The sequence below is a fragment of the Rhizobium leguminosarum bv. trifolii WSM2297 genome, assembly GCF_000271845.1.
Genome location: NZ_JH719392.1, coordinates 575386 through 597827, shown reverse-complemented (window position 1 = coordinate 597827; position 22442 = coordinate 575386). Strand labels below are relative to the sequence as shown.

Below are 22442 nucleotides of genomic sequence, written 5' to 3'. Positions count from 1 at the left end.
GGGTTGAGAAGCGCCGTCGTGACTGCAGACGCAACGGCAGGCAACAGCATTACCACCGGAGTGGGCAACGACACCATCACTGGCGGCGCCGGCAACGACACGTTAGACGGCGGGTCGGGAAACGACACGCTTGTTGGAGCTGACGGCAATGACTCGCTGTTTGGAAGCGGCGGCAGTGACGTTCTGATCGGTGGAGACGGTAACGACGTTCTCTATGACGAGAGCGGTGATGACGTTCTCGACGGCGGCGACGGCGACGATACGATGTCGGACTTCGGCGGCGCCGCGGCATCGTTGTCCGGCGGGGCCGGCGACGATGCGATGTGGACCGGAGCGAACATGACGGGCACTGTCGACGGCGGCAGCGGCCGGGACGTGCTTTTCGTGACGGGCGGCAATCTGACGGGTCTCGCAATATCGAACGTTGAGATCTATACGACGAGCGCTGAGTTTGTGCTTGGCACCGTAGCGCAGCTTGATGGCTTTGACACCATCACGACCTTTGATGATCCGGCGCACGCGGCCAGCCTGGTAGACATCCGGATATCGGGTGGGGGATCGCTGGACCTGTCGGATGAACTGGGGTTGAGAAGCGCCGTCGTGACTGCAGACGCAACGGCAGGCAACAGCATTACCACCGGAGTAGGCAACGACACCATCACTGGCGGCGCCGGCAACGACAGCATCACCGGCGGGTCGGGGAACGATACCATTAGCGGCGGCGCCGGCAATGACGGCATCACCGGCGGCGCCGGCAACGACGTTCTGTCGGGCGGCGACGGCGACGACTTCATCGACGGCGCGGCGGGCGCCTTCTTCGGAGGGGGCGGCCCCGGCAACGACGTTATCGACCTGGGTGCTGGCAATGACGGCAGCTGGGCGCTCATCGGTGAAGGCGGCACAATCTCGGTCAGCGGCGGCGACGGCAACGATTTTATGGCCCTGTTCGGGGCCACCGCCGCCAGCGGCGTCATCGATGGCGGCGACGGACTGGATAGCCTGCAGGCGCAGCAATCGGGCGACATCTCGACGCTCTCGATTTCCAACGTCGAACGGCTGGTGACCTATAACGCCTATGGCAATCCCAGCATCAAGGCGACGGCGACGCAGTTCGAAAGCTTCGACACCATCGTCAGCTATGTGGGCCAGGAGTCGGCCACCGTATCGCTGACCCTGGCGGGACCGGGAAGCGTCGATCTGGCCGACGAACTTCTCGGCCGCAGCGTGATCTTCACCGGCAGCAGCGGCGACGACACCATCACCACTTCCAACGGCAACGACACCATCACCGGCGGTGCCGGCAACGACACGCTAGACGGCGGGTCGGGGAACGATACTTTCGTCTTTGCCGCGAATCTGGCCGGGAACAGCATGATCAAGGATTTCGAGGGGGGTCCGGGCGCAGGGGACTTGATAAGCATCGCCAACAGCGCATTCGAAAGCTTCGCCGACATCCTTGAGGCTGGAGAGGACGCCGGCACTGACTGGCTTCTCACGATCGACGACGACACCACACTGCGTCTTGCCGGGGTCAACGAGAGCAATCTGGCTGCCAATGACTTCTTGTTAGTTTAGTAGCAGCCCGCAATTTGTTCGGCATGTAAGGGCAAACCAGCGCTAGGACGGTGCGGCATATCCCTCGGCCCCGTTTACGGTCCGAAGCACGGACCGAGACCCGTGCCTTCACCCCGGTTGGCGCCGGCAGGCGGATGAGGGGTTCGCGTCTGGGCGCGCGCCCTGTCTTCATCCCGCCTATTCGCGCTGTTCCAGCGCCTTGCTGAAGGCGAGTGCTGCCAGGGTGCAGATGGCGCCGGAGAGCAGGTAGTAGCCGACAAAGGTCAGGCCGAAGCGGCTGGAGAGGCTGAGCGCCACCAGCGGCGCAAAGCCGGCGCCGATCAGCCAGGCGAGGTCCGAGGTGAAGGCGGCGCCGGTGTAGCGATAGCCGCGGCCGAAGCGCGACGAGATCGAGCCGGTCGCCTGGCCGAAGGACAGGCCGAGCACACCGAAGCCGATGATGACGAAAGCATCATGGCCGCTATTGCCGGAAGCGATCAGGATCGGGCCGACGAAGCTGAAGATGGCGATGATGACGGCGCAGATGGCAAGCTGGGCGCGACGGCCGATGCGGTCGGCGATCAGGCCCGAGGCGACGATCGTGACGATGCCGACCATGGCGCCGACCACCTGCACCACCATGAAGGCGCCGATCGGCTGGTTGCCGTAAAGGCTCATCCATCCGAGCGGGAAAATGGTGACGAGGTGGAACATGGCGAAACTGGCGAGCGGCACGAAAGCGCCGATCAAAATGTCGCGGCCGTGAACGCGCAGCACGTCGAGGATCGGGGCTGCCTCCAGCTCGTGCTGTTCGAGCAGCGTGCCGAATTCCTTGGTCATCACCAGCCGCAGACGCGCAAACAGCGCCACCACGTTGATCGCGAAGGCGACGAAGAAGGGATAACGCCAGCCCCAGGAAAGGAAATCTTCACTGGAAAGATTGGCTACGAAATAACCGAACAGCGTGCTTGCCAGCGCAAAGCCGATCGGCGCGCCGAGCTGCGGGATCATCGCATACCAGCCGCGGTGATTGGCCGGGGCATTCAACGCCAGCAGCGAGGCGAGCCCGTCCCAAGCACCGCCTAGCGCAAAACCCTGGCCGAGACGGAAGAGCGCCAGCAAGGCGATCGACCAGACGCCGATCTCCTCGTAACCCGGCAGGAAGGCGATCGAGGCCGTCGAGCCACCGAGCAGGAAGAGCGCGATCGTCAGCTTGGTGCCGCGGCCGTACATCCGGTCGATCGTCATGAAGACGACGGAGCCGACGGGGCGGGCGAGGAAGGCGAGCGAGAAGATGGCGAAGGAATAGAGCGTGCCCGTCAGCCTGTCAGGCGCGAAGGGGAAGACGAGCTGTGGAAAAACCAGGACGGAGGCGAGGCCGTAGACGAAGAAATCGAAGAATTCCGACATGCGACCGATCACCACGCCGATGGCGATGCTGCCCGGAGAAACCGGTTTGTCGTCGTGAATGCGCCGCGCGTCGCGTTCGAGCGACGACGACGACGGTCCGTAATGCGATGTTGTAGCCATAAAAACGCCTCCTCGTTAAGGCGCTTCCGGCAAAGGCGCCCCAAGCGTGATCTTGATCAAACCTGCAGGCTTATCAAGTCCGTAAGACTGAAATAGTTCATCATCGCGGCGCAAATGAGCGTGTAGGAGGAAAAATGCGGGATCCCGGACAGTGATTTTCCCCTGCAAATGCTGGCCTGGCCGATTCTTACGGATATATTGGACTAAAACACGCGCTGGCGAAAAATCCTTCTGGATTTCATCAGGATTTCAACGCTATAGGGCACCAGCATTTACGCCGCAGTGCGGCATGTTTGCTGCACTGCGACCAAAGGCCTCATGTCGCGATCTGGTTCAGTGCTTTAGTCGCGGAACAAACGAAACAACAAGAGCTTAGAGACGTGCCAAAACTCACGAAGTTTTCCCGCCTTCTATCCGTCTTGCCGCTGCTTTTCCTGGCAGGATGCAACATGGTGGTCATGGCGCCGTCCGGCGACATAGCCGTGCAACAGCGCGATCTCATCGTCATCTCAACGGTGCTGATGCTTTTGATCATCATCCCGGTGATCTTCCTGACGCTGCTCTTTGCCTGGCGCTACCGCCGCTCCAACACGGCTGCCGCCTACGACCCGGAATGGCACCATTCGACCCGTCTCGAGATCGTCATCTGGGCCGCACCCCTGGCGATCATCATTGCGCTCGGCGCCGTGACCTGGATTTCCACCCATAAGCTCGATCCCTACCGCCCGCTCGACCGCCTCGATGCAGAGCGCGCCATCCCGGCCGATACCAAGCCGCTGACCGTCGAGGTCGTGGCGCTCGACTGGAAGTGGCTGTTCTTCTATCCCGAACTCGGAATCGCCACCATCAACGAACTCGCGGCTCCTGTGGACATGCCGATCAATTTCAAGATCACCGCTTCCTCGGTGATGAACTCCTTCTACATCCCCGCCCTTGCCGGCCAGATCTATGCGATGCCCGGCATGGAGACCAAGCTGCACGCCGTCATCAACAAAGAGGGCGAATATGAGGGCTTCTCCGCCAATTACAGCGGCGCCGGCTTTTCGCACATGCGCTTCAAGTTCCACGGCCTCACCCGCGAAGGCTTCGATGCCTGGGTGGCAGGGGTCAAGCAGCAGGGCACCATGCTCAACCGCGACGCCTATCTGAAGCTCGAGAAGCCGAGCGAGAAGGAGCCGGTGCGCTATTTCGCCGGCGCCGATACCGACCTCTACGACGCAATCCTCAACATGTGCGCCACGCCTGGGAAGATGTGCATGAACGAGATGATGCACATCGACATGATGGGCGGCGGCGGCAAGGAAAGCGCGGAGAACCGCGAAAAGCTGCAATATGACCATCGGCATGCCGGCGAAGGCGTCGTGGAGCCTGCCGCCACAGTGCCTGCGACAGGCTCGCCGGCGCAGATCGAGCCGCCGAAGACTCCGGATGGCAACACAATGCAGCACGACATGCCCGGCATGGACATGCAGCACGAGGGCCATTCCATGCCGGGCATGAGCAATCCTGCGCCGGCGCAGCTCAACAACAACAATTAACCTGGCGCTTTGCGTCGCAAGACATAATGAACGGGTTGTTCCATGTTTTCCAATCCTGACCTCCTGAAGTTCGTCTTCGGCCGGTTGACCCTCGATGCCATCCCCTATCACGAGCCGATCCTGGTCGTGACCTTCATCGGCGTCGTCATCGGCGCCATCGCGGTGCTCGGCCTCATCACCTATTTCAAGTTCTGGGGTCCGCTCTGGAACGATTGGATCTGCAGCGTCGATCACAAGAAGATCGGCATCATGTATGTGATCCTCGCCGTCATCATGCTGCTGCGCGGTTTCTCCGACGCCATCCTGATGCGCATCCAGCAGGCGATTGCCTTCAACGGGTCGGAAGGCTACCTGCCGCCGCACCATTACGACCAGATCTTCACCGCCCACGGCGTCATCATGATCTTCTTCGTGGCGATGCCTTTCGTCACCGGGCTGATGAACTTCGTCGTGCCGCTGCAGATCGGCGCGCGCGACGTCTCCTTCCCCTTCCTCAACAATTTCTCCTTCTGGATGACCACCGCCGGCGCGATCGTCATCATGATGTCGCTGTTTGTCGGCGAATTTGCCCAGACCGGCTGGCTCGCCTATCCGCCGCTGTCGGGTGCCGCCTACAGTCCCGGCGTCGGCGTCGACTATTATATCTGGGGCCTGCAGGTGGCCGGTGTCGGAACGACGCTTTCCGGCATCAACCTGATCGCCACCATCGTCAAGATGCGCGCCCCGGGCATGACCTTCATGAAGATGCCGGTCTTCACCTGGACCGCGCTCTGCACCAACGTGCTGATCGTCGCCTCCTTCCCGATCCTGACGGCAACGCTCGCCTTGTTGTCGCTCGACCGCTATGCCGGAACGAACTTCTTCACCAACGACCTCGGCGGCAACCCGATGATGTACATCAACCTCATCTGGATCTGGGGCCATCCGGAGGTCTACATCCTGGTGCTGCCGGCCTTCGGCATCTTCTCGGAAGTCGTCGCCACCTTCTCGGGAAAACGCCTGTTCGGCTACGCCTCGATGGTCTACGCCACCTGCGTGATCATGATCCTCTCCTATATCGTCTGGCTGCACCACTTCTTCACCATGGGCTCGGGCGCTTCCGTCAACTCCTTCTTCGGCATCACCACGATGATCATCTCGATCCCGACGGGGGCGAAGATCTTCAACTGGCTGTTCACCATGTATCGCGGCCGCATCCGCTATGAGGTGCCGATGCTGTGGACGGTCGGTTTCATGGTGACCTTCGTCATCGGCGGCATGACCGGCGTCATGCTCGCCGTGCCGCCGGCCGACTTCGTGCTGCACAATTCGCTGTTCCTCATTGCCCACTTCCACAACGTCATCATCGGCGGCGTTCTCTTCGGCATGTTCGCCGGCGTGAACTACTGGTTCCCGAAGGCCTTCGGCTTCAAGCTCGATCCCTTCTGGGGCAAGCTGAGCTTCTGGTTCTGGCAGATCGGCTTCTGGTTCGCCTTCATGCCGCTCTATGTGCTCGGCCTGATGGGGGTCACCCGCCGCATGAGCCAGTTCGAGGATCCGTCGCTGCAGATCTGGTTTATCATCGCCGCCTTCGGCGTCGGCCTGATCGCGCTCGGCATCGCCGCCTTCCTCATCCAGATCGTCGTCAGCTTCATGAAGCGCGAGGAACTGCGCGACGACAGCGGCGATCCCTGGGACGGCCGCACCCTGGAATGGTCGACGGCCTCGCCGCCGCCGGATTACAATTTCGCCTTCACGCCCGTCGTCCACGATCATGACAGCTGGTACGACATGAAGAACCGGGGTTATGCGCGTCCGCTAGAAGGCTTCCGGCCGATCCATATGCCGAAGAACACCGGCACCGGCGCCATCCTGTCGGCGATCAGCGTCGCTCTCGCCTTCGGCCTGATCTGGTATATGTGGTGGCTGGTCGTCGTCTCCTTCGTCGCGATGCTCGCCGTGGCGATCGGCCATACCTTCAACTACCGACGCGACTTCCACATCCCCGCCGAAGAGGTGACCGAAACGGAAGGCAAGCGCACCGCGCTGCTTGCCGAGCAGGTGTAGAGACCATGAGCGATCAGACCATCGACACGGCCGAAAAGCCTGAATTCTACCTGACGGAAGACCATCATCCGGAGAACAGCACCAATCTCGGCTTCTGGCTCTACCTGATGAGCGACTGCCTGATCTTTGCGGTGCTGTTTGCCACCCATGGCGTGCTCGGGCGCAACTATGCGGCCGGCCCGTCGCCGGCCGATCTCTTCGATCTGCCGATCGTTGCCCTCAACACCTCGATGCTGCTCCTCTCGTCGATCACCTACGGCTTCGCCATGCTGCAGATGGAGCGCAACGCCAAGGCGGAAACGCTGTTCTGGCTGGCCGTCACCGGCCTGTTCGGTGCAGCCTTCATCGGGCTCGAACTCTACGAGTTCATCCACCTGATCCACGAGGGCGCCGGGCCGACGCGCAGCGCCTTCCTCTCCTCCTTCTTCACGCTGGTCGGAACGCACGGGCTGCACGTTACCTTCGGCATCATCTGGCTGATCACGCTGATGGTGCAGGTGTCGATACACGGGCTGGTCGAAGCCAATCGCCGCCGCCTGATGTGCCTTTCGATGTTCTGGCACTTCCTCGACGTCGTCTGGATCGGCGTCTTTTCCTTCGTCTATCTCCTGGGAGTTCTCGGATGAGTTCGCAAGCACCCGCACATGAGGATGCCCACGAGGCCCATCACGGCCACAGTCACGGCCATCAGGCCGGCCACGGCACCTTCCGCAGTTACATGACGGGCTTCGCCCTCTCCGTCGTCTTGACCGCCATTCCCTTTTGGCTCGTCATGTCCGGCGTGTTCGCCAGCCCGGCGGTGACGGCGGTGCTGGTGATGGGCATCGGCGCCATCCAGATCGTCGTCCATATGGTCTTCTTCCTGCATATGAACCCGCGCAGCGAGGGCGGCTGGACGATGATGGCGCTGATCTTCACCATTATCATCGTCGCCATCGCGCTCTCCGGTTCTCTCTGGGTCATGCATCATCTCAACACCAACATGATGCCGATGAGCCCCGAGATGATGAAGAACATGCCGTGACGGTCACGAAGTGCCGGGGGCAGCGCCGCCGGCATCGGTTCAGCCAATGAGCGTGGCTCCCTTGGACAAATCGGAAAGACGGCCTTTTCAGACAAAACGCGCGATCTTCTGCGTCTGCCTGGCGCTGCTTGCCGCAGCCCTCTCAGCGCTCGGCACCTGGCAGGTGCAGCGGCTCGCCTGGAAGCGCGAGCTCATCGCCCGCGTCGACGAGCGTGTGCACGCAGCACCGGTTCCGGCACCGGCGCAGGCCGATTGGGGCAAGGTCAATGCCGCCGACGACGAGTATCGGCGGGTGAGTGCGACCGGGACGCTGGCTAACGACAAGGAAACGCTGGTCTATGCCTCTACGGTGCTCGGCCCGGGTTATTGGGTGATGACGCCGCTCAGCCTGGCCGACGGCACCGCCATTCTCGTCAATCGCGGCTTCGTGCCGATCGACCGACGTGATCCGGCCACGCGCCGCGAGGGCGAATTGTCAGGCCCGGTCGAGATCACCGGCCTGATGCGGATGACCGAGCCGAAGGGATCGCTGCTGCAATCCAACGACGCCGCCGCCGACCGCTGGTATTCGCGCGATGTTGCGGCGATTGCGCAAAAGCGCGTTGCCGGAGCGATCGCGCCCTATTTCATCGATGCCGACGCTGCTGCCAATCCGGGCGGCCTGCCTGTCGGCGGCCTGACGATCATCCATTTCCCCAACAACCATCTCGTCTATGCGATCACCTGGTACGGGCTGGCGGCGATGGCGATCGCCTTGCTGCTCTTCATCCTCCGCGGCGAGATCGGAAGAGGCCGCCTGATGTAATCCGGTGCGGCAATCGGTTGCGTCTGATGGCTTCAGCGCAACCGGATTAACATCGTGTAAAGCGATGTCCGATAATTCTGACCGGAACAGAATTTACAAAAGCTGCACATGAACCGGCCGGATTACATTCCCAGTCTCGATGGCTTGCGCGGTATCGCCGCGCTGCTGGTCGTGCAGGCGCATGTCGGACTTATCTTTCCAGCTGCATCCGCGCATTTAACGACCATGGGCAGCGAAGCGGTCGGCTTGTTTTTTGCCCTCAGCGGCTTTCTGATGGCCCATCTCTACGGTTCACGGCCGGTGACCAGGGAAACCGTCCTGGATTTTCTGGTGAGCCGCTTTGCCCGCATCTATCCGGTTTATCTGGCTGCCGTTCTGCTCGTGGCGATGCTGTCCAGCATCCAAAACCTGGACTTCGTTCAGCCCATCATCGGCGGCACCGACTTTGTCCGTCATGTCTTTCTTCTGGGCTCGAGTGGCTGTCAATTCCACCCGAAATTCAATTCTATCTGCTCTTCCCGATCCTATGGCTTTGCTTCGCCCGCCCGCACCGCTATGGCGGAGTGATCGTCGGCTTCGCAATGGTCGTCGTCGTGGATGGTCTGCTTGAATTGCCAGGGCCAGGGATCCTGCTCGTTTCCAAACTCCCCTATTTTCTTTTCGGCGCACTTGCCGGCAAGATGCATTCCTACTGGAATAAATGGACGCCATCCCCTCTCACCGGAATATTCACGCTCTTCCTACTCGCGGTGTTCTTCACCTACAGGAATCTCGTGCCTGGCTTTTCTCCTGAATTCTGGAGCCTGCAAAGCGCCGTCGCCGCAGCCGTCATTGTCGCGCTCGTCGCTCGACAGCCTCCCATCGCAGCCAATGTGCTGGCAGCTGCACCTGTGAGGTTCCTAGGGACGATCAGCTTCTCGCTCTATCTTTTCCACGTGCCCATAATGTTCCTGGTGCATCGGAGTTTTGAAATTCTGATGCCGGAGCCGGCGCTGATCGCGGTCGCGCTTGTCGTTGCCGTGGGGGGAGCATGGTTCCTTCATGAGACGATAGAAGTTCCGAGCCGACGCCTGCTCGTTACCTTGTGGCAGCATCGGTGGCGCGTCACCGCACGCGAAACTCCAGCTGAGTGGATGGAACGGGCGATCCTTGACCTGCAAGAAACGGAAAAGCGCCTGCTGAGCGGCGCATCGTCCGCCACGGCGGGGGAACGGCAAGTCTCAACGCCGCCCGAACTCCCCGAGGGACCCGCCCGCGACATCGTCCAGGATAGTGGCGACGAAAAGCGTCACGCATAGCAGCCGCGCCGCGCCCTCTAGGAAGCCACCCGACTGATCGCATCGGCAAGCTGCGCCTGCGAGAAGGGCTTGCCGAGGCGGGGCAGATTGGCGACGCGGGTTCCGTCGGGGAGCTCGGCGTAACCGGTTGCGAGAATGATCGGCATCTCGGGCCATTCCTCGCGGATCACCTCGGCGAGCTCGGCACCCGTCATGCGCGGCATGGCATGATCGCAAATAACCAGATCGACCGGCTGCTTGCGCAGGATCTCCAGCGCCTCGGGACCTGCCATCGCCTCGAACACGGTGTGACCGAGATCCTCCAGCATCAGCGTCGTATTCATCAGCACCAGACCATCGTCATCGACTGCGACGATGCGCAGCCCGCGCGGCGTGTTTTCCGCGCGTTGCGGCGGGTCGGCTGTGACCTCGGCTACCTGCTCGACCGTGACGACCGGGAACCACAATTCAGCCGTCGTGCCTTCGCCGATGCGGCTCTTCAGCATCAGGCGGCCGCCGGACTGGGAGGCAAGACCCTGCACCATGGAAAGGCCGAGACCGGTGCCCTTGCCGACACCCTTGGTGGTGAAGAACGGCGTAACTGCCTGCTCCACCGTCTTTGCATCCATGCCCTCGCCTTCATCGATCACCGCGATACGGACATAGCGGCCAGGCGGTAGCGGACCCTTGCCTGACGGCACTGATTCCTCGGAGGCGCGAAGCGCGATCCGGCCGCCGGATGGCATGGCGTCACGGGCGTTGACGACGAGATTCAGGATCGCCATCTCCAGCTGGTTCGGATCGGTAAGGATCGTCGGCAGCCTGATGGGGAAAGAGGTCTCGATCCTGGTAAGGGGGCCGAGCGAACGGCTCAGCATATCCATCATGCCGCGCACCAGGCCGGAGACGTCGATCGGCTCCATATGCAGTTCCTGCCGGCGGGAAAAGGCCAGCATCCGCTGCGTCAACGCCGCGCCGCGCTGGGCGCCCTGCATGGCATTGTCGACCAGCGAAGTCAGCGACAGATTCTGCGGCATGCGTTTCTTCAGGATTTCGAGACTGCCGAGCACGGCCATCAGCAGATTGTTGAAATCATGGGCGATACCGCCGGTCAATTGGCCGATCGCCTCCATCTTTTGCGACTGGAAGAGCTCTTCGCGCGCCTGCTCCAATGCCCGCTGGGTCTCCATCTTTTCGGTGATGTCGCGGGTGATCTTGGCAAATCCGAGCACTTCGCCGTCATCGCCGCGAATGACGTCGATGACGACGCTGGCCCAGAACCGAGTGCCGTCCTTGCGCACGCGCCAGCCTTCCCTCTCGAACCGGCCTTCGGCGCGGGCGACGCTGAGCGCGGTCTGCGGCACGCCGGCCTCGCGGTCCTCAGGTGTATAGAAGGTCGAGAAATGCCGGCCGATAATTTCCTTCGGTCGATAACCCTTGATACGCTCGGCCCCGAAATTCCAGCTGCTGACATTGCCATCGGGATCGAGCATATAAATCGCATAATCCGAGACGCCCTGGACGAGCCGGCGGAACTGTTCCTCGCTCTGGCGGATCGCGTTTTCGGCTGCCCTGCGTTCGGTCAGGTCGCGGGTAATCTTGGCAAAACCGATGAGTTCACCCGAGGGATGGCGGATCGGATCGATGATCACATGGGCCCAGAAGCGGCTACCGTCCTTGCGCTGGCGCCAGCCCTCGCCTTCGAACCGGCCCTGCTCTCTCGCCGTGGTGAGCGCGCGCTCCGGAATTCCCGCGGCGCGGTCCTCTTCCAGATAGAAACGGGAAAAATGCTCGCCGAGTATCTCGGAAGGCTTGTAACCTTTGAAGCGCTGAGCGCCGGTATTCCAGCTCGTGACGATGCCCTCGGGGCTGAGCATATAGATGGCGTAGTCGGTGATGGCATCGACCAGTAGGCGAAAGCGTCCCTCTTCGTTAAGGGACGTGTCATGTCTATTCAATGCTTCCATCAGCCCCTCGGAGTCACCAGCGCATTATAACGCGGCGGCGGGCGGAAGGTTCCGAACCAACCTTATTTTTCAGACGGCCTTGACCTGCGGATAGAACCGCTCGCCGACCCGCTCGGCAGCAGCATAGGCCTGCGAGACGATTTCCGGCACCAGATCGATATCGGGCAGGCTGCCGAGGCCGAGCGGGCCGATGGCAAAAAGCCCCGCGACCGCCGATCCGTCCTCGAGGAAAGGCTCGCCGCGCGCATTGACCGCCAGCCCGAGGGAGAGTTCATCCGGCATGGCAAGGCCGGCTGAAAACAGGCTCTGGATTAGCGGCGCCGAAAGATCCGGCGCCTGACAACGGCAATCGATGATACGCTCGGCATGGATGATTTCCTCGGTGGAGGAGCCGGCCGGCGTGAAAAACAGGCCGCTCAGGCCCTGGCGGCCGGCACGCCCGCGGCGCAGCACCGTGCGGCCCTCGGCAAGCTCTCGTTTCAGCCGCAGATGCATCGCCTCGGGCAAACGGTTGCGATGGCTGTCATAGATTGCCCTCAGATGCCGGTTGAACTGGTGTTTGTCGCGCGCCGGCAGCGAGCGCCAGAGTGAGCGGGCATGTTTCCTCAGGCCATTCATGACCGATTGCCAGCTTCGGCCCTCTTCCTCCGCCTCTCGACAGGCCTGGCGGATGAAGCGGACGATGTCGGGCAGGCTCTCGGGTAGCGCTTCGGCCGGAAATACCGGATCGGCCGAATTCGGCGTATGGCTCTGGGGCAGGAAGCCACGCCGGGAAATGATCGTCACTTGGCCGGCATAACCGGAATCGCGCAGCTGCAGCAACTGGTCGACGACGCGGATGCCGCTGCCGAGCAGCACCGCATGCGGCCTTGCCACGAGGCGCTGGGCTCTGACCGGCGAAGCCTCCCGCTCACCGGCATCCGGATCGCTGAGGCCGTAACCGGTGGCGAGCATCACCGTATCGAACAGCGGGTTGGCGGGATTGGCGCTTTCGAGCAGGAAGCGGTTGCCGTGGCTCCTGCGGATCGCCACCACCGGATCGTTGCAGACCTGGACGGTGATATCACGGCGGGCGGCAAGCGCTTCGGAAAAGCGCTGGTAGACATAATCGCTGAAGATATCCTTCGGCACGAAGATCTGCCGGAAACCCGGGATGGCGGCCGGCACGGCGGCGCGGAAGGCGGTATTGCTGCAGAGCCAGTCGTTGAAATCATCATTGTCGCCGACGGCGACCGAGAGATCGCGAACGCGAGTGTTGAGGATCGTCGAGGCGCGAGCCGAGGCCAGCGCTTGCCCGCCGCTGACCGACGAATTCGGATCGAACAGCTGCAGGTGGAACGGTGCGCGCAGCGTCTTCATCAGCGCAATGGCCGTCATCATGCCGGAAAAGCCGCGGCCGACGATCGCAATGCGCGGCACGGCCGATATCTGCGCCGCCGCATTGGCTCTGGCGGAAAAAAGTCCCTGAACCGTCATCGCAACTCCTCTGCGGCTTTGGCCGCACCATTGTGCAGATAGGTTCAACGCATAAACGGCGGGGCATGCGTTGATGAGGTTCGTGCGGCTGTTCACAAACGTCTGCCGCAGGATCGGGGGCCGGACGAGCGGCCCCGCAAAGCAACTAGGGGAGCGATCGCGCTCGTCCATAGTCTATCAAACTAGTCGTGTATGAAAGCGCCAAAAACCGCAGGTGGCAAGGGGTTTATTGCAGCCGCAGCGTAAACACTTGGAGTAAAACAAATTTTTCACCGCAAGCGACAGCTTGCGCTGCTCGCTCGGTACCAAATAGCCGTGGTCAGCCGCCCTCACCCGGATATTGCTTAGCCTTCAGCAGGCCCGCCAGATGCGCCGTGTTGCGGGCCAGCATGTCGACAGCTTTGGTCACGACCTTCGGCACCTTGTCGAGATCGGCGAAATTGGTGGAACCCATCGCCTCGCCGACCCAATAGGCGACCGCGTTCGCCGGAATGGTGAAGCCGACGTCGTTCAGCGCCTGGTAAAGCTCGGCCGACACATGATGGGCGCCGTCCTCGTTGCCGACGACGGCGACGGCCGCGACCCTGCCGTAGGAGACCATGCGGCCCTGATCGTCCGTCTCATCGAGGAAGGCATCCATGCGCTCCAGCGCCCGCTTGCAGACGCTGGAGGGCTGGCCGAGCCAGATCGGCGTCGCCATGATCAGGATATCGGCGGCGAGCAGCTTGGCGCGAATATCAGGCCAGTCATCGCCTTCGCCTTCGTCCGATGTGACGCCCGGCTTGACGTTGAAGTCAGCAAGCCGGAGGACCTCGGTCTTGACGTCATAGGCCGACAGCGCCTTATCGATAAGACCGATCATCCGGTCGGTCGAAGACGGCTCCTTGGCATCGCTGGTCTTCAGTGTAGCGTTGAGCGCGAGGGCTTTGAGCGGCATGGATCTCTCCGGCAAGGATTGTACGCCAGGGTTGCCTGACGGGGCTGGACGGGCTTTGCCTGCTGCAACCAACCCGCGCGCCGATTGTTCCCTCTGGGATGCGAGCAGACCTCACGTAAAAATAACCAGTTGGTGAATTGTTTACTTGAACCCCCGGGCGGAATCGGCAAAAGTGACGGTGCTATCAATCCCTTCATGGATTTGCCGTCTTTTCGGGCCAGCGTCCGATCACACATCTATTGGAAAAAATACCGTGAGCAGCGATGCGTTAATACGCGCGACGAAGCCTTCGGCTTCGATGGCGCTTGCAACTGCGGCAGGCTGGGGCCGAGGCCTCTACACCTTGGTGCGCATCACCATGATGGCCTTCCGCCACCCCTGGCAATCGGGCTTTGCAATCGGCGCCACGCTTGTTGCCTCCACCTTCCAGCTGATGATCCCCCGCCTTCTCGGCCAGGCGGTCGACCACACGCAGATGGCGATGAGCGGCGGCGCGGCCGGCCAGGCGGCGCAGGACGCGCTGCTGACCACGGCGCTGCTCTTGCTCGGCGCCAGCGTGCTGCGCGGCCTCTTCACCATGGTGCAGAACTATTACAGCGAAGCCGTCGGCCATCACATCGGCTACGAATTGCGGCTGGCCTGCTACGAGAAGATCCAGCGGCTCTCCTTCAGCTTCCACGACACGGTGCATTCCGGCGACCTGATCACCATCGGCCTGCTCGATCTCGAAGGCGTGCGCATGTATTTTTCCACGGCGCTCGTCCGGATGATCCTGCTGTCGATCCTGATCGGCATCGGCGCCTATATGCTGCTGTCGACCGATATCGTGCTCGGCCTGCTGGCACTCTCCTTCGTGCCCTTCGTCGGCTGGCGCTCCTCTGTGACCCAGCTCAGGCTGCGCGCCACCTGGCTCGACCTGCAAGAGCGGCTTTCGGTTCTGACCCGCATCATGGAGGAGAATCTCGGCGGCATCCGCGTCGTGCGCGCCTTTGCCGCACAGGACCACGAGCTGTCGAAATTCGAGGCGGCCTCGAAGAATGCGCTGGCGCTCGCCCATCAGCGCGTCGGCATCCGCGTCACCAACACCAGTGCCATGACCTTCTCCTTCTTCGCGGCCATGGGCCTGGTGCTCTTCGTCGGCGGCGGCAAGGTGATGTCGGGCGAGATTACCGTCGGCACGCTCGCCTCCTTCCTGACCTTCATGACCATTTTGCAGATGCCGGTGCGCCAGCTCGGCCTGATGGTCAATGCCTTTGCCCGCGCTTCCACCTGCGGTTCGCGCCTCTTCAACCTGCTCGACCTCGATATATCGATCAAGGATGCGCCGGATGCACGCGACCTGAACATCACCGACGGCGTGCTGCGCTTCGAAAATGTCAGCTTCGCCTATCCCGGTTCTGAAAAGCGCACCGTGCTCCACGATGTCTCCTTCGAAGCCAGGCGCGGCCAGACGATCGGCATCGTCGGGCCTCCGGGCAGCGGCAAGTCGACCATCGCCCACCTCATTCCCCGCTTCTACGACGTCAGCGGCGGCAAGGTGACGATCGACGGCCAGGACATCCGCAAGGCGACGCTGCAATCGCTGCGCCGGGCGGTTGCCGTCGTGCAGCAGGATTCCTTCCTGTTCACCACGACGATCGAAAACAACATCGCCTATGGCGACCCCTGGGCGAAGGAAGGCCGAATCGAACGCGCCAGTGAAAGCGCCCAGCTGCACAATTACGTGCTCGGCCTGCCCACAGGCTACGACACGGTCGTCGGCGAACGCGGCGTTTCGCTGTCCGGTGGCCAGCGGCAGCGCCTTTCGATTGCTCGGGCGCTGATGCTGAAGCCGGCAGTGATGGTGTTCGACGATTCGACGGCGGCGATCGACGCGGCCACCGAGCAACGCATCCGCAGCGCCATGCGCCGCTATGCCGCCGACCGCGTAACCATCATCGTCGCCCATCGGCTGAGCTCGCTGATGCATGCCGACCAGATCCTGTTCGTCGAAGACGGCCGGATCGTCGAACGCGGAACGCATGCGGCGCTGCTGGCGCTCGGCGGACGCTACAAGGCGCTCTACGAGCTGCAGGTGCGGCCGGGCGATGAGGTATTGAGCGCCTAGCGAGATTCCCACTTCTCCCAGCGGGGGAAGTGCCGAGCAAGCGAGGCGATGAGAGGGCGCGACCGCGACAGTGCCGTGCGGCCCCCTCATCCGCCCTTCAGGCACCTTCTTCCCGCTGGGGAGAAGAGGACAAGCAAATGAACATGCGAGCCACCTCACGGGATGGCCGCGGGAGGAATGCATGGCCGAGGAACTGGAAACCGAACGTCCCGACGTTCGCGAGGATGGGCGCCGCCCGCCGCGGGCGGTGGTCGGTTCGCATCGCGTCGAGGAGGAGATGTTCGGCAAGGCCTTCGACGGCGATATCGTCAAGCGCATCTGGTCATTCGTTCATCCCTATCGCCGCCAGGTCGCCTGGGCCGTCGTCGCCGTCCTGACCTTCACGATGATGCAATTGCTGATCCCGCTGATCATCCGTTATGCCATCGACCACGGCATGTCGCCCGGCGGCAATCCGTCGGCCCTGATCTGGGCTATTGCCGCCTTCGCCGTAGCCATCCTTATCAACTATGCAGCGAGTTACGCACAGGAGACGCTGGTCGGCGGCGTGGCGGAAGACGTGCTTTTCGATATCCGCAGGGCGATGTTTTCGCATCTGCAGCGGGTCTCACTCTCCTTCATGGACAAGACCGAAGTCGGCCGGCTGATGTCGCGCCTGCAGGGCGACGTCAACTCGATGCAGGAATTCCTCGAAACCTCGGTACTGTCGGTCGGCGACATCGTGCTGCTCTTCGGCATCGTTTTCGTGATGCTCTATCTCGATTTCAAGCTTGGGCTGCTGACACTCGCGGTGCTGCCGGTTCTCTTCGTCGTCCGGCTGTTCTGGCTGCCGCTCGCCCGCAAGTCGTTCATGGCCGCACACGAAACCAATTCGGTTGCCAACGGCGCGCTTGCCGAAGCGATCCACGGCGTGCGCGCCGTCCAGAGCATGGACCGCCAGGGCGTCAATTTCACGCTCTATGACGACAAGGCGCGAGCCAACCTCAAGACGCATTTGACGGCCGCCCGTTATGCGCAGGTGATGGTGCCGATCGTCGACAGCCTGACCGGCGTGGCGATGGCGCTCGTCATCGTCGTCGGCGGCGCCCGCGTTCTCAACCAGGCGCTCGATGTCGGCGTGCTCGTCGCCTTCCTGTTCTACATTCAGCGCTTTTTCGACCCGATCCGTTCGCTGACGCTGCAATATTCAGTGATGCAGCGCGCCATGGCGTCGGGCCAGCGGCTGACCGAAGTGCTTGACGTGCCGGTTGACATCAAAGACGCGCCCAATGCCAAAGCCCTGTCGCGCGACATGGACGGCTCGGTCGAATTCAAGGATGTCGTCTTCGGTTACAATCCGAGACATCCGGTGCTGAAACATGTGAGCTTCAAGGTCAATCCGGGCGAGACGGTGGCGCTCGTCGGGCCGACGGGCTCCGGCAAATCGAGCTGCATGTCGCTGATCCACCGCTTCTATGACGTGCAGCAGGGCCAGGTGCTGGTCGGCGGCGACGATGTGCGCGAGCTGACGCAGGATTCGCTGGGGGCTGAGATCGCTATGGTGCTGCAGGAACCGTTCCTCTTCACCGGCACCGTCTTCGAAAACATCCGCTATCACAAGCTGGAAGCGACGCGCGAACAGGTGATCGAGGCGGCCAAGGCCGTCGGCGCCCACGACTTTGTCATGCGCCTGCCCGACGGCTATGACAGCGTTCTCGGCGAGCGCGGCGGCAATCTTTCGCTCGGTCAGCGCCAGCTTTTGAGCTTTGCCCGCGCGCTTGTGGCGGATGCGAAGATCCTGGTGCTCGACGAGGCGACGGCCAATATCGACAGCTATACCGAGATGCTGATCCAGAAGGCGCTGGTGAAGCTGCTCGAAAACCGCACCGGCCTCGTCATCGCCCACCGCCTGGCGACGATCCGCGAGGCAGATCGCATCATCGTGCTGCAGAATGGCGAAATCATCGAGAGTGGCAACCATCGGCAGCTGATGAAGAACGGCAAGCTTTATTCCAAGCTCTATAACTTGAATTACGCCTCCTTCGACGATATTCCCGAAGACGTGCTGGAAGAAACGACGGCTGCGGAATCTGCAACCTGATATGGCCTTCAGCGATGACATGCATTAATGCATGTCGCAAAGTTTGAACGAACTAACGACTTGCTGCCGCATTTATCTTTTATCCGGGGCGAGTGCCATTTCAGGAGAAGATCATGAAGAGAGTCATTAGCAGCCTGTTGATCGCCACGGCCCTTGTTGGATCGGCCATTCAGCCTGCTGCCGCAAGCGATCACCATCATCACAACCATACCGGCCGCATCATCGCCGGCGGCGTTGCCGCAGGTGTCGTCGGCGGCCTGATCGGCGGCGCACTCGTCAATGGCGGCGGCCCTCGCTACGTCGACGAGGGGCCTCGTTACGTAGAGAGCCCCCGCTATGTCGAACCCCAGCCGAGATGCTGGTATGAGGACCGTGACGTGCGCAACCGCTACGATGGCGGCTACCACGCCGAAACCGTCCGCGTCTGCGAATAATCTCGCAATTTTTGCAGCGGTGGTGATCTGATCAATGCCCGTCGCTGCTTGCCCCTCAGCCGAGGTTGCGTCGCGCAGCCTCGGTTTTTCGTGGCAAAAATCCCCCCGCTGTCATCCAGCTGTCAGAGACGAGCAATAGCTGAGAGCCGATGAATGATGGTCCGGTGAGCGGCGGGAAGACGCCGAAAAAAGAGCGCATGCGTTTCGTCAGCGCCGAGCAGGTGGCACAGCTCGCGGGCGTTTCGCGCTCTGCCGTGTCGCGCACCTTCACGCCGGGCGCAAGCGTCGCCCCGACAACGCGCGAAAAGGTGCGGCGGGCGGCGGAAGAGCTCGGCTACCACGTTAATGATCTGGCGCGCGGCGTGCTCGCCAATCAGAGCCGCCTCGTCGGCATCGTCGCGACCCGGCCTGAAGTCGGTTTTCGCGCGCATTTGGCGGCAACCCTTGCCAAAGCCCTGATCCGCCGCGGCAGCATTCCGATCCTCATCAACACCGGCCAGACGGAAGACGAGCTGCTCGCCGCCCAAAAGATGCTGATCGGCCATCGCGCCGAGGCGATCATAATCCTGTCCGGCTCGCCGCCGGCAAGTTTCCTTGAACTCGCCCAGCGAAACGGTCAGCCGCTTGTCGTCATCGGCCGGTCGGAGCCCGACGCCGACCATGTGCGTGCCGGCAATTCCGAAGCCTCGCGCAAGGCGGCAACTGCCTTCTACGCCAGCGGCCGGCGGCGGCTGGCGGTGATCGGCTCCAATTCCAGAACGCCTGCGATCGTCGAGCGCGAAAACGCCTTCCTTTCGGCAGCCGAGTCGCTCGGCGCGTCCGTTGTTATCGCCCGCGGTGAAGATTCCGATTACGAGGGCGGCGTCACCGCCGGTCGCGCGCTGTTTTCGGAGCAAATAAAGCCCGACGCCGTCTTTTGCGCCAATGATCTGATCGCCTTCGGGCTGATGGATGTCCTGCGCCTGGAAGCGCGGCTGCGCGTCTCCGAGGATGTCGCCGTCATCGGTTTCGACGACGTGCCTGAATCCGCCTGGCTGAGCTATCAGCTGACCACCTTCCGCCAGGACCCGCTGATCATGGCGCAACGCGCCGTCGCGCTCATGGAGCGGCGGCTTGAAAATCCCGATGCCCCTCCGGCTTCCGAACGCGTCATCCCCGAGCTGGTCTTCCGCCAAAGCTTCAGACAGTGACCTCTTCCCGCACGGCTTTTCGCAGGGGTCATCCTGTGGCAAGAAGGGCAGAACGCTTAGATCAAAGTGTTACAGCGCCCTGTGCGCGGCTAAAAAGACGCGCGGCGCCGTAACGGGAGGAAGATCGCCTGAGATGAAAGGAATCCGCCAGCTCGCCGAGCATCTCGACATTTCGATCGGAACCGTGTCGCGGGCGTTGAACGGCAAGCCCGACGTCAACGAAGAGACGCGCCGGCGTGTGCTCGCCGCAGCCGAAGAACTCGGTTATGTCGCCAACCAATCGGGCCGCAGCCTCCGCCAGGGCATGACCAACGTCATCGGGCTGATGCTCGAAGTCAGCCGCGAGACGGTCGAAAACAGCGACGACTTCTTCCTCGGCGTCATCGATGGACTGCAGAGCGTCTTTTCCCGCCACAAGCTCGATCTGGTCATGCTGCCCTGCCCCGATGACGAGGATCCGCACGAATATCTGAAGCGCATGGTGGCGCGCCGGCTTGTCGACGCGCTGATCATCTCGGCGACACGCCGCACCGACCGACGCATCGAGCTTCTGGAAAAGGCCCGCATTCCCTTCGTGGCGCTCGGCCGCAGCGCGTCCGGCGGCAGCTACACCTGGATGGACCTCGATTTCGAGGGCGTGGCGGCGCGCGGCGTCGACCGGCTGGTCGCCAAGGGCCATCGGCGGATCGCGGTGGCCGCCCCCTCCTCCGACATCAATCTCGGCTACATCTTCCTCGACAGTTACCGTCAGGCGCTGAAACGCCACGATATCCCGTTCGACCCGGCCCTCGTCATCCGTGTCAAATCGAGCGAACAGGGCGGCTATCAGGCCGGCCACGAATTGCTGATGATTAAAGAACAGCCGACCGCAATCATCCTGATCCACGAGCTGATGGCGATCGGACTTTACCGCAGGCTGGCCGAGGCCGGCATCGTGCCCGGCCGCGACCTCGCCGTTGTCGGTTTCCGCGAGGAGCCGCGTACACATTTCCTGCAGCCATCGCTGACTTCCTTCCGCATGTCGCTGCGCGATCTCGGCGCCCAGCTCGGCGAAACCCTGCTTGCCAGCATGCCGGCCTATGCCGAGCACTACCCGCAGGGCGCCCGCAACCGGATCTGGCCGCTGGAACTCGTTCCAGGCGAAAGCGATGCTTTCTCACTGAAGGGCTAATACGCCCTCAAACCCGGCTCGGCGCCGCCGGCGGCTCCCGGCTCGACAGCTGACGCGTGACGAAGAACACCAGCAGGGCGCCGGCGGCAAGGCAGGCGGCGAGGAAGAACATCGGCGCGATCGTGCTGCCGCTTGCATCCTTGATCCAGGGAACGACGTTCTGGGCGACGAAACCGCCGAGGTTTCCGACCGAATTGATGGCGGCGAGGCCGGCTGCAGCACCCGCACCTTTGAGGAAACGCGAGGGCAGGCTCCAGAATACCGGCTGCGGTGCGAAGATGCCGGCGGCGGCCACACAGAGGAAGGCGAATTGAAGCGTGTGGCTCGGGATCAGCGCCGAGAGCAGCAGGCAGGCGGCGCCGATGAAAGCCGGAATGACGATATAGGGCGTCTTCGATTGTGCCTTGTCGGCCATCGTGGGCACGGCATAAAGCGCCACCGCCACCAGCAGCCAGGGAATAATGTTGAGGAAACCGTTGACCGTGTTGCTGACGCCGAAGGCCTTGACGATGGTCGGGAGCCAGTAGCTCAGCCCATAGGCCGACAGCGGAAAAGCGATATAGCAGAGCGCCATCAGCAGAACGCGCGGGTCGACGAGCGCCTTAAAGCCGTTTCCGGCATGTTCGCCCATGCCGGCATTTTCCGAGGCGAGCCGGCGTTCGAGCCAGGTCTTTTCCTCGTCGTTCAAAAAACCAGCGTTTTCAGGCTTGCCGGGAAGATAGAAGAAGGTCACGATACCGGCAATCACGGCCGGAATGCCGGTCGCCAGGAACACCCATTCCCAGCCGGCAAAGCCATAGAGACCGTCGAGATCGAGCAGCACGCCGCCGAGCGGCGCGCCGACGGCGTTGGCGATGGCGCTGAAGATCATGAACAGCCCGACCATCCTGCCGCGATAGTCCGCGGGGAACCAGAGCGTCAGCAGATAGAGCACGCCGGGAAAGAAGCCGGCTTCGCAGACGCCGAGCAGAAAGCGCAGGATATAAAACATCGTCGCGTTCTGGGTGAAGGCCAGCGCAATGGTGACGATGCCCCAGGAGACCAGGATGCGGGCGAACCAGACACGGGCGCCGAGCCTGTCGAGGAACAGGTTGCTGGGCACCTCGAAAAGAAAATAGCCGATGAAAAAGAGAGACGCGCCGAGACCGTATGCGTATTCGCTCATCCCGAGCGCATCGACCATCTGCAGCTTGGCGAAGCTGACGTTCTGACGGTCGATATAGGCGATCAGATAGAGGATGCCGAGAAACGGCATCAGCTTCCAGGTGATTTTCGAGATCAGCCGTTTCTCGTCGACCATGCGTAT

16 protein-coding genes and 1 pseudogene are annotated in these 22442 nt (G+C 62.2%); 12 read left to right on the top strand and 5 right to left on the bottom strand.

The window, feature by feature from the left end; genetic code table 11:
- Window positions 1–1575, top strand: a 1575-nt coding sequence (locus tag RLEG4DRAFT_RS02685; RefSeq protein ID WP_003575235.1) for a calcium-binding protein, incomplete at its 5' end; no start/stop codon positions are given.
- Window positions 1576–1752: 177 nt separating this feature from the next.
- Here the strand turns inward: RLEG4DRAFT_RS02685 and RLEG4DRAFT_RS02680 are convergent.
- Window positions 1753–3084 carry an MFS transporter gene (locus RLEG4DRAFT_RS02680; protein ID WP_003575233.1) on the bottom strand — a complete coding sequence of 444 codons (1332 nt, stop codon included), beginning with the start codon at window positions 3082–3084 and terminating at the stop codon, window positions 1753–1755.
- A 380-nt stretch (window positions 3085–3464) separates the two neighbouring features.
- Between RLEG4DRAFT_RS02680 and cyoA the strand changes: the two genes are divergently transcribed.
- The 6 genes and pseudogenes from cyoA (at window position 3465) to RLEG4DRAFT_RS02650 (ending at window position 9795) form a co-directional block, all read left to right on the top strand.
- Window positions 3465–4622 (top strand): ubiquinol oxidase subunit II, encoded by a 1158-nt coding sequence (gene cyoA, locus RLEG4DRAFT_RS02675; RefSeq protein ID WP_037093097.1) that lies wholly within the window; start codon window positions 3465–3467, stop codon window positions 4620–4622.
- A 42-nt stretch (window positions 4623–4664) separates the two neighbouring features.
- On the top strand, window positions 4665–6668 hold the full coding sequence (gene cyoB / locus RLEG4DRAFT_RS02670; RefSeq protein WP_003575228.1) for a cytochrome o ubiquinol oxidase subunit I: 2004 nt from the start codon (window positions 4665–4667) through the stop codon (window positions 6666–6668).
- Window positions 6669–6673: 5 nt separating this feature from the next.
- Entirely contained in the window at window positions 6674–7294 is a 621-nt protein-coding gene (gene cyoC, locus RLEG4DRAFT_RS02665) for a cytochrome o ubiquinol oxidase subunit III (protein WP_003575226.1), read from the top strand.
- Window positions 7291–7692 (top strand): cytochrome o ubiquinol oxidase subunit IV, encoded by a 402-nt coding sequence (cyoD, locus tag RLEG4DRAFT_RS02660; protein WP_003575224.1) that lies wholly within the window; start codon window positions 7291–7293, stop codon window positions 7690–7692. Before cyoC ends, cyoD begins: the two co-directional genes overlap by 4 nt.
- A 46-nt stretch (window positions 7693–7738) precedes the next feature.
- On the top strand, window positions 7739–8497 hold the full coding sequence (locus RLEG4DRAFT_RS02655; protein WP_003575223.1) for an SURF1 family protein: 759 nt from the start codon (window positions 7739–7741) through the stop codon (window positions 8495–8497).
- Window positions 8498–8605: 108 nt separating this feature from the next.
- Window positions 8606–9795 (top strand): annotated as a pseudogene (locus RLEG4DRAFT_RS02650) (acyltransferase family protein).
- A 17-nt stretch (window positions 9796–9812) separates the two neighbouring features.
- Here the strand turns inward: RLEG4DRAFT_RS02650 and RLEG4DRAFT_RS02645 are convergent.
- From RLEG4DRAFT_RS02645 to RLEG4DRAFT_RS02635, 3 genes are all read right to left on the bottom strand, one after another.
- The gene (locus RLEG4DRAFT_RS02645; protein WP_003575221.1) at window positions 9813–11741 is read right to left on the bottom strand and encodes a hybrid sensor histidine kinase/response regulator; all 1929 of its coding nucleotides are present in this window, start codon (window positions 11739–11741) and stop codon (window positions 9813–9815) included.
- Between the two features lie 69 nt (window positions 11742–11810).
- Window positions 11811–13217, bottom strand: a complete 1407-nt coding sequence (locus RLEG4DRAFT_RS02640; protein ID WP_003575220.1) for an FAD/NAD(P)-binding protein — start codon at window positions 13215–13217, stop codon at window positions 11811–11813.
- Window positions 13218–13536: 319 nt separating this feature from the next.
- Window positions 13537–14154: a flavodoxin family protein gene (locus RLEG4DRAFT_RS02635; protein WP_003575219.1), complete on the bottom strand. Its 618-nt coding sequence runs from the start codon at window positions 14152–14154 to the stop codon at window positions 13537–13539.
- Window positions 14155–14299: 145 nt separating this feature from the next.
- Here RLEG4DRAFT_RS02635 and RLEG4DRAFT_RS02630 point away from each other — a divergent pair, with 145 nt between their 5' ends.
- The 5 genes from RLEG4DRAFT_RS02630 to RLEG4DRAFT_RS02610 all read left to right on the top strand — a co-directional run bounded on the left by RLEG4DRAFT_RS02630 (window position 14300) and on the right by RLEG4DRAFT_RS02610 (window position 21136).
- Window positions 14300–16261, top strand: a complete 1962-nt coding sequence (locus RLEG4DRAFT_RS02630; RefSeq protein ID WP_171898169.1) for an ABC transporter ATP-binding protein — start codon at window positions 14300–14302, stop codon at window positions 16259–16261.
- Between the two features lie 181 nt (window positions 16262–16442).
- A complete protein-coding gene (locus tag RLEG4DRAFT_RS02625; protein WP_003575217.1) occupies window positions 16443–18341 on the top strand; it encodes an ABC transporter ATP-binding protein in 1899 nt (632 codons plus the stop codon).
- Window positions 18342–18454: 113 nt separating this feature from the next.
- Complete coding sequence (locus tag RLEG4DRAFT_RS02620; protein ID WP_003575216.1) at window positions 18455–18775, top strand: hypothetical protein; 321 nt, start codon at window positions 18455–18457, stop codon at window positions 18773–18775.
- A 149-nt stretch (window positions 18776–18924) separates the two neighbouring features.
- Complete coding sequence (locus tag RLEG4DRAFT_RS02615) at window positions 18925–19965, top strand: LacI family DNA-binding transcriptional regulator (RefSeq protein ID WP_003575214.1); 1041 nt, start codon at window positions 18925–18927, stop codon at window positions 19963–19965.
- A 133-nt stretch (window positions 19966–20098) separates the two neighbouring features.
- Complete coding sequence (locus tag RLEG4DRAFT_RS02610) at window positions 20099–21136, top strand: LacI family DNA-binding transcriptional regulator (RefSeq protein WP_003575213.1); 1038 nt, start codon at window positions 20099–20101, stop codon at window positions 21134–21136.
- A gap of 7 nt (window positions 21137–21143) precedes the next feature.
- Here the strand turns inward: RLEG4DRAFT_RS02610 and RLEG4DRAFT_RS02605 are convergent, their stop codons facing one another.
- Entirely contained in the window at window positions 21144–22436 is a 1293-nt protein-coding gene (locus tag RLEG4DRAFT_RS02605; protein ID WP_003575212.1) for an MFS transporter, read from the bottom strand.
- Window positions 22437–22442 lie beyond the last annotated feature (6 nt).